The following is a 15,798-nucleotide window of genomic DNA, read 5'->3' as shown; positions in this document are numbered from 1 at the left end:
CGTGCCCGCCTTCGTCCAAGGCGCAAGCTGCCGGATGAGTCTCCGCCTGCGGTGTCGGCCTCGCTGCTGGCTGCGAACGCTGACCACCCTCTCCGCCGCACGCGGCCGGCAGCACGCCGCCATCGGCGCGCCCCCTCCACCTGCGCCGATGGCGGCCCCCGGCCGGATACCGTGCAGTGCCTTGACTGGCAGAAACTTCCCGGATATTGGTGACTCCTCGGAAGTTTCCTTCAGTGTTCTCCTTCGGAAGGAGCGCATGTGCACGACTCCGGCACAGGAAGCACCGCACACCCCTCCAGACGCACGGTCCTCGCCGCCACGGCGGGCCTGGCCGCGGCTCTCGCCCTCACCTCGGACCCCGCCCGCGCCGCCGGTCACGACGACGAGCGGCTGACGGCCCTCATCTCCCGTATGACGCTGGAGGAGAAGGTCGGCCAGCTCTTCGTGATGCGGGTCTACGGCCACTCGGCCACCGACCCCGACCTGGCCGACATCGACGCCAACCTCGCCGAGATCGGTGTACGGACGGCCGCAGAACTGGTCGCGAAGTACCGCGTCGGCGGGATCATCTACTTCACCTGGGCGCACAACACCCGTACACCGCACCAGATCGCGGACCTCTCCAACGGCATCCAGCACGCGTCCCTCGCCCAGCCGCGCGGCCTGCCCGTGCTCATCGCGACGGACCAGGAGCACGGCATAGTGGCCCGCGTGGGCAAGCCCGCCACCCTCTTCCCCGGCGCGATGGCGATCGGGGCCGGCGGCTCCCGGGCCGACGCCCGTACCCTCGGCCGGATCTCCGGCGCCGAGCTGCACGCCCTGGGCATCCGTCAGGCCTACGCGCCGGACGCCGATGTGAACGTCAACCCGGCCAACCCGGTCATCGGCGTACGGTCCTTCGGCGCGGACCCGGACGCGGTGGCGGGCCTCGTCGCCGCGGAGGTGAAGGGCTGCCAGGAGTCCGGGGTGGCGGCCACCGCCAAACATTTCCCCGGCCACGGCGACACGGCCGTCGACAGCCACTTCGGCTTCCCGGTCATCACCCACAGCCGTGAACTGTGGGAGAAACTCGACGCGGTGCCGTTCCGGGCGGCGATCCGCGCCGGGATCGACTCGATCATGACTGCGCACATCATGGTCCCCGCCCTCGACGACTCCGGCGACCCGGCGACGCTCTCGCACCCGATCCTCACGGGCATCCTGCGCGAGGAGCTGGGCTACGACGGGGTGGTGGTGACCGACTCGCTGGGCATGGAGGGCGTGCGCCAGAAGTACGGCGACGACCGGGTGCCCGTGCTCGCCCTGAAGGCCGGCGTCGACCAGCTGCTCAACCCGCCCTCCCTGGACCTCGCCTGGAACGCGGTCCTCACGGCCGTGCGGAGCGGGGAGCTGACCGAGGCCCGGCTCGACGAGTCGCTGCTGCGCATCCTGCGGCTGAAGGCCAGGCTCGGGCTGCTGGACCGGCCGTATGTCACCGCGGGCGGAGTCGACCGGACCGTCGGCACCCCCGGGCATCTGCACACGGCGGACCGCATCGCTGACCGTACGACGACGCTGCTCGTCAACCAGCGGGGGCTGCTGCCGCTGTCGCGCCGTACGCACCGGCGGCTCCTCGTCGTGGGCGCGGACCCGGCGTCGCCGTCCGGGACCGACGGACCGCCCACCACCGTCCTCGCGAACGCCCTCGCCGCCCTCGGCTTCACGGCGACCGCGCTGTCCACCGGCACGGCGCCCACGGCGGCGGCGATCGAGAAGGCGGTGGCCGCCGCGGGCGACGCGGACGCGGTGGTCGTGGCCACCTACAACGTGACCGCGGCCGGTTCCCAGCGGACCCTGGTGACCCGGCTCGCCGCCACCGGGAAACCGGTGGTCGCCCTCGCCGTCCGGAATCCGTACGACGTGGCCCAACTCCCCGACGCCACGGCCTGTCTGGCGTCCTACTCCTGGACCGACGTGGAACTGCGCGCGGCGGCACGGGTGATCGCGGGAAGGGTGAGGCCGCGCGGCAGGCTGCCGGTGCCGGTGCCGCGGGCGGACGATCCTACGCAGGTGCTGTACCCCCTCGGGTACGGGCTGTCGTACCAGGCGTACGCCGGGGGCCGCTCGTCCGGCCCCTGAATGTCGCAAAGCACCCTGGTTGTCTGGCGTGGACCGTGGCCGCGGTTCACGCTGGAGGGGGGAAACCGGGGGGTTGGCGATGCGAGGGACACAAGCGTGGCTGGGTGCGCTGCTCACGGCCGCGCTGGCGGCGGCCGGGCTGTGCGGCTGCCAGTCGCCGTCGGGGGCTGCACGGGACCGGCCGGGCGGGGGCACCCCGTCGCCCGCGGCGTCCGGGTTCGGGGCCGAGTTCCTCGCGGTCGGCGAGTGCAGCTCCTTCGGGACGACGAGCTTCACCGAGGTGTCGTGCACCAGCGAGCGGGCGGCGGCGCGGGTGGTCGCCCGGTTCGACGGCGGCCCGCCGGACGGCGGTCCCGCGTGCCCGGCGACCACGGACTTCGTCCTGCACATCAGCGCGTCGGGGGCCGTGCCCCGCGGATACGCCTGTATGCGAAACCTGGAACCGCCGCACCCGGGGGACCCCGGCGGCGGGGGCGGACCGCGCACGATCGTCGGGGACTGTGTCTACGGCGCGGGCAAGGGGGAGGTCCGCGAGACGGCCTGCGACGGCAAGGGCGGGCACGCGCCCGAGTACAGGGTCACCTCGGCGGTGTCGCGGCGCTCGCAGTGCCCGCCGTCGACCGCGCTGTACGTCCAGTTGGGCGGTGGGAAACCGGTGGGCTGTGCCCGGACGGTGTGAGCCGGCCGGGCACAGCCGGACCGTCACGGCCGAAGCGCCGGCTCCCGTTCCATGTCCCGGCGGTCCAGCCGCGCGTCGTAGCGCGCCAGCGGTCGCGCCGCCGACGGGTCCGTGCGGACCGCCGCCGGTGCCACGCCCGCCCAGTCCAGGATGCGGGCCGTGGCCAGGGTCTTCTGGTCGGCGAGCAGACCGGCCACGTTCGCGCCGTGGTTCAGGCCCGGAGCCGTGAAGACATAGGAGTCCCGCGCGCCCGCGCCGAGCCGGAAGCGCTCCGCGCCCCACGGGTCGTTCTGGCCGTAGACGAACAGCATGTGCCGTGCGTGGTGGCGCACCCAGGTGTCCACGTCCCGCATCGCCCACGGCTGGAAGCGCATCGGGATCGAGCGGGGCACGAAGTTCCGGGGCGGCTGGTAGCCGTAGCGGATCAGCCGCTTCTCGATGTACGGGAAGTGGATCGTGGGCGCGCCCAGCTGGGTCCCCGCCTGGTAGTAGTACGGCGTGTAGGTCTCCAGCCCCTGGTCCGTGTACGCCGAGAAGCCCGAGATCGCATCCACCGAGTCCCAGATCTGCTGGTCGGTGGCGTGGGCCGCGTCCGCCGGAACGGTTCCGCAGTCGGACAGCAGGCTGTACTGCCAGAAGCCCCACACATAGTCCAGGACGACCGCCTCATAGGCCCGGTCCAGACCGCCGATCGTCGTGAACGTGTAGCCGCCGGCCGCCGCGAACTGCTCGTACTTCCGCTCCAGCGGCTCCCGGCGCACCAGCGCCTCGCGCTGCACCGCGTCCAGCCGGTCCCGGCACTCCTTGGTGCCGACCGTCGTGAAGAAGCGGTCGTAGGCCGAGTCCTCGTCGTTGACCACGTCGTTGGGGGCCACGTACGCGACGACGCCGTCCATGTCGTGCGGGTAGAAGCGCTCGTAGTACGTCGCCGTCATACCGCCCTTGGAGCCGCCCGTCGCGATCCACCGGTGGGTGTAGAGCGGCTTGAGCGCCTCGTAGATGCGGTGCTGGTCGCTCGCCGCCTGCCAGATGTCGAGCTTCGACCAGTCGGCCGGGGCGGGGCGGGACGGCGTGAAGAATCGGTACTCCAGGGAGACCTGGTTGCCGTCCACGATCTGCGTCGGCTCACGGCGGCCCGGGGTGGTGGAGACGTTGTAGCCGCTGGTGTAGAAGACCGTCGGCCGCGAGACGTCCTTGTGCAGGATGGTGATCCGCTGCTGGAACGTGCCCTGGGAGGGGTGCCGGTGGTCGATCGGCTGGGTGTAGTCCAGCACGAAGAAGCGGTATCCGGCGTACGGCTTCTCCTCGATCAGGCTCATCCCGGGTATGGCGAGCAGCCGGTCCTTGATGTCCGTGTCCGCCGCGGTGGCGGTGGCCGCCCCGGCCGTGCTCAGCGTGCCGATCAGCACCATGAGCGCCAGTAGCCATCTGAGCGCCTTGCGCATGCACCCTCCCCTGTGAACGCGGATGTCCGCCGGAACCTAGCGGAGCAACTCCGGGCGCACCAGGGGAGGTTGGAGAAACCTGTGAAATGGCTGAGAAGATCCCCCGCCCTTCAGGGCGGGGGCCGTCAGCACATGATCCAGCCGGAACTGACCGAGCCGGAGCCCACCGACCCGCGGATCCACACACAGCGGTGGCCGGCGTGCACGACCACCGGCCCGGCGTGGTAGGTGAACTGCCCGCTGTCGGCCACGGGGCGACTGCCGCGCGCCTGCACGCTCACCGACATCGCCTTCCGTCCGGAGGTGTTCTTCGCCACCGTCACCGCGCACACGAAGCCGTCCCGCTTGTAGATCCGCACCGAGCCGGTGGAGAACGACAGCGTGCGCACCTTCCGTCCGGAGCAGGGGTCGTCGGCCTGTGCGTGCCCCGGGCTCGCCACCGCGAGCAGCCCGGACGCCGTCAACACGGCCAGGCCGAGCGCCAGGCGCCGGCGTATCGCACCACTGTCCACTTCTCGTCCCTCCCGCGACCATCAACGTACTGGTGTACGGACGCAGGACGTAGGTCCGATGGTTGCGTCGCACGGTTCCCCCTGCCCCATGGGGAACCGGAAGTGCCCCTCCGACCGCCGGTCAGGCTGTGGACCCGACGCGCTCGTCCGGCTCCGGAGTCCCGACGAACGTCCGCCACAGCCGTGCGTAGCGGCCGTCGTGGCGCAGCAGCTCCTCGTGGGTGCCGTCCTCCGCGACCCGGCCGTGGTCCATGACCACCACGCGGTCGGCGCGGGCGGCCGTCGTCAGCCGGTGGGCGACCACGAGCGTGGTACGACGGCCGGTGAGGCGGTCCGTCGCCTGGTTGACCTGGGCCTCGGTGGCCAGGTCCAGTGCGGCGGTGGCCTCGTCGAGCAGCAGGATGTCGGGGTCGACGAGTTCCGCGCGGGCCAGGGCGATCAACTGCCGCTGTCCGGCGGACAGATTGCGGCCGCGCTCGGCGACCTCGTGCAGATAGCCGCCGTCCAGCGTGGCGATCATGTCGTGCGCTCCGACCGCCCGCGCCGCGGCCTCCACCTGGGCGTCGGTCGCGTCCGGGCGCCCGTAGGCGATGGCGTCCCGGACGGTCCCCGCGAACAGGTACGCCTCCTGGGGGACGACACCGAGCCGGTGCCGGTACGAGGTCAGGTCGAGGGAGCGCAGATCGGTGCCGTCGATCAGCACCCGGCCGTGCGTGGGGTCGTAGAACCGGGCGACCAGCTTGACCAGGGTCGACTTGCCCGCTCCGGTCTCCCCGACGAAGGCGACCGTCTGCCCCGCGGGGATCCGCAGATCGATGCCGCCGAGGGCCGCCTCGTCGTCGCCGTAGGCGAAGTCGACGCTCTCGAAGGCGACGTCACCGCGCAGGGAGCGCACCTGGAGCGGCTCGTCGGCGGCCTTGGTGGCGGTCGGCTCCCGCAGCAGCTCCTGGATCCGGCCGAGGGACACCGTGGCCTGCTGGTAGCCGTCGAAGACCTGGGAGAGCTGCTGCACCGGGGCGAAGAACAGATCGATGTACAGCAGATACGCGACCAGGGCACCCGTCGTCAGCGTCCCGGCGTCCACCCGGTGCGCGCCCACGATCAGCACGGACGCGGTGGCCACCGACGACAGCAGCTGCACGAAGGGGAAGTACACCGATATCAGCCACTGGCCGCGGATACGGGCCTGACGGTAGCTGTCGCTGCCCTCGGTGAACCGCCGTCCGCCGTCCTGCTCGCGCCGGAACGCCTGCAGGATCCGCAGCCCGGACACCGATTCCTGGAGATCCGCGTTGACCGCCGAGACCCGCTCGCGGGCGAGTTCGTACGCCTTCACGCTGGCCCGGCGGAAGAAGAAGGTCCCCACGACCAGCGGCGGCAGGGTGGCGAACACCACGAGCGCGAGCCGCACGTCGATCACCAGCAGCGCGACCATGATGCCGAAGAAGGTGACCACGGAGACGAAGGCGGTGACGAGGCCCGTCTGCAGGAACGTCGACAGCGCGTCGACGTCGGTCGTCATCCGGGTCATGATCCGGCCGGTCAGCTCCCGCTCGTAGTAGTCGAGTCCGAGCCGCTGGAGCTGCGCGAAGATCTTCAGCCGGAGGGAGTAGAGGACGCGCTCACCGGTCCGCCCGGTCATCCGGGTCTCCGCGACCTGCGCCGTCCACTGGACGAGGACGGCGAGCAGGGCCAGCAGGGACGCGGCCCAGACCGCGCCGATGGCCATCCGGGACACACCCTGGTCGATACCGTGCCGGATCAGGATCGGCAGCAGCAGGCCCATGCCCGCGTCGACGGCGACGAGGGCGAGGCTCGCGAGGAGCGGCAGACCGAAGCCGCGGAGCAGCCGGGTGAGTCCGTACGACTCCTCGGCCCGCACCGCGCGTGCCTCGTCGATGCCGGGGGTGTCGGCAGCCGGGGGCAGCTGCTCGACCTGGGCGAGAAGTTCGGGGGTCGCCGGGGTGCCGCTCAGCGCGGGGTCCCGGGGCTCGCGGTCACCGGTCCACAGATGCGGGGTGACGCCCCGCTCCGCGTCGAACTCGGCGTCCAGCTCCTCACGGACGGAGGTGTCCTCCTCGGGCGCGGGGGGCAGCGCGTGGCCCGGGGAGACCCCGCCCAGTTCGTCGGGGTCGGTCAGCAGCCGCCGGTAGAGGGCCGAGCGCTCCTGGAGTTCCTCGTGCGTGCCGATGTCGGCGAGCCGGCCGCCGTCGAGGACCGCGATGCGGTCGGCCAGGTTGAGGGTGGAGCGCCGGTGCGCGATCAAAAGGGTGGTGCGGCCCTCCATGACCTGCTTCAGCGCCTCGTGGATCTCGTGCTCGACCCGGGCGTCCACCGCCGAGGTCGCGTCGTCGAGGACCAGCAGCCGGGGGTCGGTGAGGATCGCCCGGGCCAGCGCGATGCGCTGGCGCTGGCCGCCGGAGAGGGTGAGGCCGTGCTCGCCGACCTTGGTGGCGTAGCCGTCGGGCAGCTCGGCGATGAAGCGGTCGGCCTGCGCCGCGCGGGCGGCCCGCTCGACCTGCTCGTCGGTGGCGTCCGGGCGGCCGTAGGCGATGTTGCTGCGGACCGTGTCGGAGAAGAGGAAGGAGTCCTCGGGGACCAGTCCGATGGCGGCGCGCAGCGACGAGAGGGTCAGCTCGCGCACGTCGTGGCCGCCGACGAGGACGGCGCCGCGGGTGACGTCGTAGAAGCGGGGCAGCAGCAGGGAGACCGTCGACTTGCCGGAGCCGGAGGAGCCGACGACGGCGAGGGTCTCGCCGGGGCGTATCTCGAAGGAGAGGCCGTCGAGGACCGGGCGGCCGTCCTGGTAGGCGAAGGAGACGTCGTCGAACTCGACGGTCGCGGGGGCGTCGGCGGGCAGTTCCCTGGTGCCGTCCGACAGCGAGGGCTCGGTGTCGATCAGTTCCAGGACGCGTTCGGCGCCCGCGCGGGCCTGCTGGCCGACGGTGAGCACCACGGCCAGCATGCGCACCGGGCCGACGAGCTGGGCAAGATAGGAGGAGAAGGCGACGAACGTGCCGAGGGTGATGTGCCCGCGCACCGCGAGCCAGCCGCCGAGCGCCAGCATGGCGACCTGGCCGAGGGCGGGCACGGCCTGGAGGGCGGGGGTGTACCGGGCGTTCAGCTTGATCGTGCGCAGCCGGCCCGCGTAGAGCCGGCGCCCGACCTCCCGGAGCTTGCCGGTCTCCTGCTCCTCCTGCCCGAAGCCCTTGACCACGCGGACGCCGCTGACGGCGCCGTCCACCACGCCCGCCACGGCGGCGGCCTGCGCCTGGGCGTACCAGGTGGCCGGGTGCAGCCGGGTGCGGCTGCGCTTGGCGATGAACCACAGCGCGGGCGCGACGGCCAGCGCGACCAGGGTCAGCGGCAGCGACAGCCACGCCATGATCACCAGGGAGATCAGGAAGAGGAGGACGTTCCCTATCGTCATAGGGAGCATGAACAGCAGGCCCTGGATCAACTGGAGGTCGCTGGTGGCGCGGCCGACGACCTGGCCGGTGGACAGCTCGTCCTGGCGCCGCCCGTCGAGCCGGGTGATCGTCCCGTACATGTCCGTACGCAGGTCGTGCTGGACGCCCAGGGCGAGCCGGCCGCCGTAGTAGCGGCGGATGTAGGTGAAGACGTAGACGAGGACGGCGGCACCGACGAGGGCGCCGGCCCAGGGGCCCATGGACCGGCTGTGGGCGCCCACGACATCGTCGATGATCACCTTGGTGATCAGCGGGACCACCGCCATGACGGCCATGCCGCCCAGCGAGGACCCGAGCGCGAGGACCACGTCCCTTGGGTAGCGCCACGCGTACCCCGCGAGCCTGTGTGCCCAGCCGCGTGTGTCCCCCTCGTGCGCCACCACGCCCGCCCCTTCCTGTCGCCCGGATCATCCGCACTGCACCAACGCGGACCAGGGCGGATTTCATCCCTCCGCAACAATTCCCGGTCGAAGGTCGCAGACGTCTGCGACCGCGGTCCTAGGTTCGGCCTGGGCGATGGATGGCGTGCGAAGAGCGTGAGTGACGTTTCTGCGGTGAAGGTGGTGACCCGACCGGGTGAGTAAAGGATCTCTCCAGGGAATTGCTTGCGCAGGTACAGAAATAATCCCGCCCAGGTAAAGGACCCCCACGGAAGGGCTGGACGGTGGCCTACGGAAACAGGCTGCGGGAGCAGATCGCCGCGCAGGGAACCACACCACTGATCGGTGTCTACGACATGTACTCGGCCTCGATCGCGGCCGCGCACTACGACGGGATGTTCGTGTCAGGCTTCGGTTTCGCCGCGTCGCACTACGGTCTGCCCGACATCGGTTTCATCGCCTGGCCCGACATGGTGGCGTTCACGCAGCGGCTGCGCGGCGCGTTCCCCCGCCACCATCTGCTCGTCGACATCGACGACGGGTACGCCGACCCCGAGGTGGCCTGCCATGTGGTGGAGTCGCTGGAGCGGGCCGGGGCCTCCGGGGTGATCCTGGAGGACCAGCAGCGGCCGCGCCGGTGCGGGCACGCCGACGGCAAACGGATCCTGCCGCTGACCGAGTACGTCGAGAAGCTGGAGACGGTGCTCGCGACCCGCCGGGACCTGGTGGTGGTGGCCCGCACGGACGCCACCGAGGAGCAGGACATCCTGGACCGGGCGCGGGCCCTGGCCGCCACCGCCGCGGACGTGGTGCTGGTCGACGGGGTGCGCAGCGTGGAGTGGATCCGGCGGATCCGGGACGTGGTCGGGGACAAGCCGCTGCTGTTCAACCAGATCGCCGGCGGCAAGTCGCCGCGGCTGTCCCTGAGCGAGCTGTCCGAGCTGGGCGTGGACGTCGCGATCTACAGCACGCCCTGTCTGTTCGCCGCCCACGCGGCGATGAACTCCGCGCTCGCCGAGCTGAAGCGGGCCGACGGACGTCTTCCGGACGTGGACCCCGCGGAGGGGATCGGTGTGCGCGCCGCGACCGGGCTGCTGGAGCGGAACATCGCGCGGTTCCATCCGGAACGGGCGGGTGTGCGTCTGCAGCCGAAGCCGGCGGGCGTGACCGGATGACCGGCGCCCGCCCGCGGCTGCGGGCCGCGCTGGCCCTGTCCATGGCCCTGCTCGGCGCCACGGCGGGCCCGGCGGTCGCGGACGACAGCCTGGTCACCGTGCTCGACAACTCCCACGCCGACTCGATCCTGGAGGTCGACCGCACGGCCAATCTCCAGACCGGCAGCGGCACCGCGGGCAGCGACCACGACGGCAGCGCGGTCGACGCGATCCAGGCCCTCGTCGGCGCCGGGGAGCGGGACGACGGCGAGGAGGACGGCGGCTGAGTCCTCCGGAGGACGCTGAGCCCTCCCGCCGAGTCCTCCGGGGGAACGGGGAACGGCCGGGCGCGTCGGCGCCCGGCCGTGACGCGGTCTGCGGTCCGCGGTCCGTCAGTGGCCGGCGGGGCGCGGGAGGCGTACGCGCAGTGAGTACAGGCGGGTGACCTGGGCCGCGTTCTGGTTGTCGTCGCTGACCAGCAGCACGTACAGCCGGCCGTGCGCGGCGCCCGTGACCGTCATGCCCTCGATGTTGTCGAGCAGCGGGTTCGGCTGGGGCTGGCGGGCCTGCGCGCCGAGCGAGGGGCAGTTCACCAGGTCCGCCAGGAGCGTCTTGCGGACGAGGCGTACACCGTCCTGTCCGGTCAGCGTGTCGATGCCGCGGGTGTCCGTGGCGTCCTTCAGGTCCGCCAGGTAGAGGCGGACCGTGTTGCCATACCCGGCGGTGAACCCGCGCTCCAGGACCAGCAGCCGGCCGTCGGGTGTCGCGGTGGTCTCGGAGACACCGAGGCCGGTGTCGGTCCGGTAGCCGTACTGGGTCGCCGGCGCGAAGTGCTTCCCCTGGCGCGTCCAGGTCTGGAAGCGGACGATGCCCGGGGTGTCGCCGCTGAGCGAACCCTCCATGCCGGCCAGCAGCGTGTGGCCGCCGGGCAGCAGGGTCAGGCCCTCGAAGGTCAGGTTGGAGGTGGCCCGGCCGGCCGGGGCGACCGCGAGCGGGGCCGGCACCGCAAGACGGTCCAGGATCTTTCCGTCGCGGGAGTAGCGGCGGACGGACGGCTCGGTCTCGGAGGAGACGAGCCGCGTGCCGTCCCGGTCGACGACCAGGCCCTCGGAGTCGAGCGCGACGCCCTTCTCGTCGGCGAGGTTCACCACGCTCGTGGGCTTGAGGCTCCTGCGGTCCAGCGTGAACAGCGACGAGCGGTCGGACAGCGCAGCGATTGCGCCGTCGCGGTCGACGGAGAGCGCGGAGAGGTTGCCGACGAACGTGCCCTCGTACGTCGTCTTGTCGAGGGCGTCCGAGAAGCCCCGGATGTCCACGGCGGAGGAGCACGTGTGCGGGGCGGCGGGCGTGCCGGCGGCGGGCGTCCCGGCGGCGGCCGTTGAGGTGGCCGCCGCCAGGGTGGCGGTGACGGTGGCGAGAAGGATTCTCAGGCGCATGCCGCCACCGTAGGACGAGGCGGGCGGCCCCGGAGTGGACTCCCCGTGAACCGGCGGGAGTTGGGCCGTGTCGGCTCACCGCGGGGCCGCCGGGCTCAGTTCGCCGGGACCGCCGGGATCGCCTCCTGCGGTGTGCTCGTGGGCACGTACGCGGTCTTGGCGGAGACCGTCGGCACCAGGTCCTTGTGGATGGCCTTGGCCACGTTCTGGATGGTGGTGACGCCGTAGTCCATGGTGCTGTTGTCCTGCGTCAGCACGGTGATCATGTAGTCGTGTCCGGCCCCGTTGAAGGTGCCGACGCTGTGCACGCGCCAGCCGTGCGTGGCGCGCGACAGCCAGCCGTTCTTGACGTGCACGGAGACACCCGAGGGCGCGCCCGCGGGGGTGCCCCAGCGCTGCGAGGAGATGACCTTCCCCATCAGCTTCAGGATGTAGGCCCGGGAGTTGTCGCTCAGCACGGAGTTCTTGGCGGTGATCAGCTTGAGCAGCTTCTGCTCGTCCTGCACGGTGATCTGGGTCAGGCCCCAGTAGCCGTTCGCGCCCGGCTTGGTCTGGGTCATGCCGGCCGCGGCGAGGAAGCCCTTGACCTTCGTCAGGCCCAGCTGCCTCCACAGCGTGCTGGTCGCGTCGTTGTCCGACTTGGTGATCATCGCCGTGGCGAGGGTGTTCTCACGGTCGGTCAGGTAGCGGTTGTGCTTCTTGGCGTCCCACAGCAGCGTGGCGAGCACCGTGACCTTGACGACGCTGGCCGAGTCGTAGGCACTGGTGGCGCGCAGCGAGCAGGTGGTGTTCGTGGACCGGTCGTAGAGGCCGACCGCGACGGTGCCCTTGCGGTCTGCGAGGGCCGCGGTGATGTCCTTCTGCAGCTTGGCCGCGAGACCCGTCTTGCCCGAGGTGCAGCTCACCGTCGGCGTCGTGGCGGAGGCGGGCGTCGCCGCGGCCACGGACGGTATGAGAATCCCGGCGGCGATACCGGCGCCGAGCACACGGGCACGCCGGGATCTGTGGTGAGTCATGGAAGTCCCCATCCGTTACGTGGATTCGGACGTGCCCCCGGCACGTCCTGCCCTGATGACTCACGGGTACGGGTGAAAGGTTGCACGAGAGGACATCCTTTCCCGGTTGCCCGGCCATCAGACGCCCTTTCGCGGTGAGGAAACCGCCCGGCGCGGCGCGGCCCCGACCGCGATCCGGCCGGGAGGCTGTTGCGATCATGGGCGCACGCGTCCGGAGAACGGGGAGGAAACAGTGAGCTACTGCCTGGAGATGAGCACCGGTGACATGCGGAGCGTGATGCGGCTGCTCACCGCGGTGGAGCGGACGCCGCAGCAGGAGCGGATGCTCGGGACCGTGCGCGAGCGGTGCGCGCGGACCGACGCGCGGTTCCAGGAGCAGGAGATCGATCTCGGCGTCTCCGTCCGGCAGGCGCTCGACGAACTGCTGGAGGGCACCCCCAGCGAGGAGGTGAGCCCGGCGTACACCTATGCCTTCCACGAGGTGGTGGCGTGCCACTTCTCCGAGACCGTGGACCTCGGATCGTGGCGGCGGTTGTCCTGGTTCCACTCCGTGGACGACGAACTGGCCCGGCACGGTGTGCCGTCCGAGCTGCGGCCGGGCTCGTTCCTGTTCAGCGGGCCGCCGGTACGGCTGCCGCACCCCGGCGACATCGTTCCCCAGATCGGTGTCCTGCCGGCCCAGCGTGCCGCCGCGCTCGCCGAGGCGTACGAGGCGGTGCTGGACCGGCTGGATCCCGACCACCGGGGGACGGTCAGCAGGTTCGCCGAGGTCCTGCGGTTCGAGGCCGAGGAGTGGGAGAGTGCCCGGCAGCTCGGCCAGACGAACGACACGATCTTCTTCTGGTTCCGGTGATCCGGCTGCGGTGAAGGCGCCTCAGGTGCGTCAGGCGCCTCAGGCCAGGTGTGTCGGGGCGAACATGCGCAGGACCGCCGGGAGGACGACCACCGAGGGTCCCGGCTCGGCAAGGGCCTTCGTCAGGTCCTCCTCCAGTGTGTCCGGGGTCGTACGGACGCCCGGGACGCCGAACGACTCCGCCAGGGCCACATAGTCCGGGCGGGTCAGTTCCGTCGCCGTGGCCTGACCGAAGGCATCCGTCATGTACTCGCGCAGGATGCCGTAGCCGCCGTCGTCGACGATCAGCCAGGTCACGTTCAGGTCGTACTGCCTGGCTGTCGCCAGCTCGGCGATGGAGTAGAGGGCTCCGCCGTCGCCGGAGACCGCGAGGACCGGGCGCGTGGGGTCGGCCACGGCGGCGCCGAGCGCGGCCGGGAAGCCGTAGCCGAGGCCGCCGGCGCCCTGCGCCGAGTGCATCGTGTTCGTCCCTCGCGGGTCGAACGCCGACCACGCCCAGTACGCCAGGATCGTCATGTCCCAGAAGGACGGGGAGCCGGTGGGCAGGGCGCGCCGCACCGACGCCAGCAGCCGCTGCTCCAGGGTCAGTTCCTGGGCCGCGATCCGCTCGGCGACCCGCGCCAGCAGCGCCCGTACGCGCTCGGGGGCGCTCGCGTCGTCCCGTACCGACACCGTCTCCAGCAGGGCCTGCAGGGCCAGGCGCGCGTCCGCGTGGATACCGAGAGCGGGGTAGTTGGACTCCAGCTTGCCGAGGTCCGCCTCGATCTGGATCACCCGGCCGCGCGGCTTGAACGTGTGGTAGTTCGAGGACAGTTCGCCCAGGCCCGAGCCGACCACCAGCAGGACGTCCGCGTCTTCCAGCAAGTCGGTCGTGTGGCGGTCCTCCAGCCAGGACTGGAGGGAGAGGGGATGCTCCCAGGGGAAGGCGCCCTTGCCGCCGAAGGTGGTGACGACCGGGGCGTTCAGCTTCTCGGCGAGCTGGAGGAGCTTGCCCGCGGCGTCCGCCCGGACCACTCCCCCGCCCGCGATGACCGCCGGGCGGGACGCTTTCGACAGCAGGTCGGCCGCGACCGCGGTCAGTTCGGGGCGCGGGAGCAGGTCCTCCGGCGTCGCGTCCATCGCGGTCACCGTCGGCAGGGCGGTCTCGGCGAGCAGCACGTCCTGGGGGATCTCCACCCACACCGGCCCGTGCGGGGCCGTCAGCGCCGACTTCCACGCCTCCGCGATCGCCGACGGGATCTGCGACTGCGTGCGGACCGTGTGGACCGACTTGACCACGCCCCGGAACGAGGCCGCCTGGTCGGGGAGTTCGTGCAGATAGCCGTGGCGGCCACCGCCCAGCCCGGCGGCCGGGATCTGACTGCTGATCGCCAGGATCGGGGCCGAGGCGGCCGCCGCCTCCTGGAGCGCGGCCAGGGACGTCAGCGCGCCCGGGCCCGTCGAGAGCAGGAGCGGGGCGGCCTCGCCCGTGATGCGGCCGTAGGCGTCCGCCGCGAAACCCGCGTTGTTCTCCACCCGCAGACCGACGTACCGCAGCGTGGAGCGGCGCAGCGCGTCGAACATGCCGAGCGCGTGCTGGCCGGGCAGGCCGAAGACGGTCGTCGCGCCCAGCCCGGCCAGGGTCTCCACGACCAGGTCTCCGCCGTTGCGGCCGGGGGGAGGGTTCAACGCGGCCTCGGTCTGCGCCGCCGTCGGACGAAGAACCAGGTCGTGGTCGTGGGTCACTTGGTCTCGGTCTCCTCACCGGCACGGGCGGCCGCGATCTGGCGGGTCATGATCGTCGTCAGCTCGTAGGCGGTGTGGGAGGCGGCCACCGAGGTGATCTCCGCGTGGTCGTAGGCGGGCGCCACCTCGACGACGTCCGCCGAGACCAGGTTGCAGGACGCGAGGCCGCGCAGGATCTCCAGGAGCTCGCGCGAGGTCATGCCGCCGGCCTCGGGGGTGCCGGTGCCCGGGGCGTGCGCGGGGTCGAGGCAGTCGATGTCGATGGAGATGTACAGCGGGCGGTCGCCGATGCGCTGGCGCAGCTGGTCGGCGACCTCGTCCGCGCCGCGCCGGTAGATGTCGGCGGAGGTGACGATGCCGAAGCCCATCTTCTCGTCGTCGGTGAGGTCCTGCTTGCCGTACAGCGGGCCGCGGGTGCCGACGTGGGAGAGCGCGGAGGTGTCGAGGATGCCCTCCTCGACGGCGCGGCGGAACGGGGTGCCGTGGGTGTACTCCGCGCCGAAGTAGGTGTCCCAGGTGTCGAGGTGGGCGTCGAAGTGGAGCAGGGCCACCGGGCCGTGCTTCTTGGCGACGGACCGCAGCAGCGGCAGGGCGATGGTGTGGTCGCCGCCGAGGGTCATCAGACGGGCGCCCGTGCCGAGCAGTTCGTCGGCGGCGGCCTCGACGGTCTCCACGGCCTCGTTGATGTTGAACGGGTTCACGGCGATGTCGCCGCCGTCCGCGACCTGGGCGAGCGCGAAGGGGGAGGCGTCCTGCGCCGGGTTGTAGGGGCGCAGCAGACGGGACGCCTCACGGATGGCGTTGCCGCCGAAGCGGGCGCCGGGGCGGTAGGAGACGCCGGAGTCGAAGGGCACACCGACCACCGCGACGTCCGCGGTGCCGACCTCGTCGAGGCGGGGCAGCCGGGCGAAGGTCGCGGGGCCCGCGTACCGCGGGATGCGGGACGAGTCGACGGGTCCGCGGGGTCGGCCGGCGCCTGCTGCGGGGTTCTCGGTACTGCTCATCGTCGG

At 71.8% G+C, this 15,798-nt stretch carries 12 protein-coding genes; 5 read left to right on the top strand and 7 right to left on the bottom strand.

Going from position 1 to position 15,798, the window contains the following annotated elements:
• Positions 1-258: 258 nt before the first annotated feature.
• The gene (locus AB0L95_RS14235; protein ID WP_365161625.1) at positions 259-2,118 is read left to right on the top strand and encodes a glycoside hydrolase family 3 protein; all 1,860 of its coding nucleotides are present in this window, start codon (positions 259-261) and stop codon (positions 2,116-2,118) included.
• Between the two features lie 79 nt (positions 2,119-2,197).
• Complete coding sequence (locus AB0L95_RS14230) at positions 2,198-2,797, top strand: hypothetical protein (RefSeq protein WP_365161623.1); 600 nt, start codon at positions 2,198-2,200, stop codon at positions 2,795-2,797.
• Positions 2,798-2,820: 23 nt separating this feature from the next.
• On the opposite strand, the gene AB0L95_RS14225 is transcribed toward AB0L95_RS14230, so the two are convergent.
• From AB0L95_RS14225 to AB0L95_RS14215, 3 genes are all read right to left on the bottom strand, one after another.
• Positions 2,821-4,242 (bottom strand): S28 family serine protease, encoded by a 1,422-nt coding sequence (locus AB0L95_RS14225; RefSeq protein WP_365161621.1) that lies wholly within the window; start codon positions 4,240-4,242, stop codon positions 2,821-2,823.
• A gap of 125 nt (positions 4,243-4,367) precedes the next feature.
• A complete protein-coding gene (locus AB0L95_RS14220; RefSeq protein WP_365161620.1) occupies positions 4,368-4,754 on the bottom strand; it encodes a hypothetical protein in 387 nt (128 codons plus the stop codon).
• Between the two features lie 121 nt (positions 4,755-4,875).
• Positions 4,876-8,607: an ABC transporter ATP-binding protein gene (locus AB0L95_RS14215; RefSeq protein ID WP_365161618.1), complete on the bottom strand. Its 3,732-nt coding sequence runs from the start codon at positions 8,605-8,607 to the stop codon at positions 4,876-4,878.
• A gap of 281 nt (positions 8,608-8,888) precedes the next feature.
• Between AB0L95_RS14215 and AB0L95_RS14210 the strand changes: the two genes are divergently transcribed.
• Together AB0L95_RS14210 and AB0L95_RS14205 are read left to right on the top strand one after the other, a co-directional pair.
• Positions 8,889-9,779, top strand: coding sequence for an isocitrate lyase/PEP mutase family protein (locus AB0L95_RS14210; protein WP_365161616.1), 891 nt, complete (start codon positions 8,889-8,891; stop codon positions 9,777-9,779).
• Positions 9,776-10,045: a hypothetical protein gene (locus AB0L95_RS14205; protein WP_365161615.1), complete on the top strand. Its 270-nt coding sequence runs from the start codon at positions 9,776-9,778 to the stop codon at positions 10,043-10,045. Before AB0L95_RS14210 ends, AB0L95_RS14205 begins: the two co-directional genes overlap by 4 nt.
• A 105-nt stretch (positions 10,046-10,150) precedes the next feature.
• Here the strand turns inward: AB0L95_RS14205 and AB0L95_RS14200 are convergent, their stop codons facing one another.
• Entirely contained in the window at positions 10,151-11,194 is a 1,044-nt protein-coding gene (locus AB0L95_RS14200) for an esterase-like activity of phytase family protein (protein WP_365161613.1), read from the bottom strand.
• Positions 11,195-11,289: 95 nt separating this feature from the next.
• Complete coding sequence (locus tag AB0L95_RS14195) at positions 11,290-12,210, bottom strand: serine hydrolase (protein ID WP_365161611.1); 921 nt, start codon at positions 12,208-12,210, stop codon at positions 11,290-11,292.
• 232 nt (positions 12,211-12,442) lie between these two features.
• On the opposite strand from AB0L95_RS14195, the gene AB0L95_RS14190 reads away from it, so the two are divergent.
• Positions 12,443-13,063, top strand: coding sequence for a hypothetical protein (locus AB0L95_RS14190; RefSeq protein ID WP_365161609.1), 621 nt, complete (start codon positions 12,443-12,445; stop codon positions 13,061-13,063).
• Between the two features lie 39 nt (positions 13,064-13,102).
• On the opposite strand, the gene AB0L95_RS14185 is transcribed toward AB0L95_RS14190, so the two are convergent.
• Together AB0L95_RS14185 and speB are read right to left on the bottom strand one after the other, a co-directional pair.
• Positions 13,103-14,788 (bottom strand): thiamine pyrophosphate-binding protein, encoded by a 1,686-nt coding sequence (locus AB0L95_RS14185; RefSeq protein WP_365161608.1) that lies wholly within the window; start codon positions 14,786-14,788, stop codon positions 13,103-13,105.
• Complete coding sequence (gene speB / locus AB0L95_RS14180; protein WP_311692597.1) at positions 14,785-15,792, bottom strand: agmatinase; 1,008 nt, start codon at positions 15,790-15,792, stop codon at positions 14,785-14,787. The genes AB0L95_RS14185 and speB overlap by 4 nt, the downstream gene beginning before the upstream one ends.
• Positions 15,793-15,798 lie beyond the last annotated feature (6 nt).

Source organism: Streptomyces sp. NPDC052036 (genome assembly GCF_040680495.1).
Taxonomy (GTDB): domain Bacteria; phylum Actinomycetota; class Actinomycetes; order Streptomycetales; family Streptomycetaceae; genus Streptomyces.
Note: the sequence above shows the minus strand (reverse complement) of the source record. Positions and strands in the feature narration are given on the sequence as shown.

Coding starts and splice junctions, on each gene's coding strand:
- AB0L95_RS14230 (WP_365161623.1), top strand. CDS start 2,198: ATGCGAGGGACACAAGCGTGGCTGGGTGCGCTGCTCACGGCCGCGCTG.
- AB0L95_RS14225 (WP_365161621.1), bottom strand. CDS start 4,242: ATGCGCAAGGCGCTCAGATGGCTACTGGCGCTCATGGTGCTGATCGGC.
- AB0L95_RS14205 (WP_365161615.1), top strand. CDS start 9,776: ATGACCGGCGCCCGCCCGCGGCTGCGGGCCGCGCTGGCCCTGTCCATG.
- AB0L95_RS14200 (WP_365161613.1), bottom strand. CDS start 11,194: ATGCGCCTGAGAATCCTTCTCGCCACCGTCACCGCCACCCTGGCGGCG.
- AB0L95_RS14195 (WP_365161611.1), bottom strand. CDS start 12,210: ATGACTCACCACAGATCCCGGCGTGCCCGTGTGCTCGGCGCCGGTATC.
- speB (WP_311692597.1), bottom strand. CDS start 15,792: ATGAGCAGTACCGAGAACCCCGCAGCAGGCGCCGGCCGACCCCGCGGA.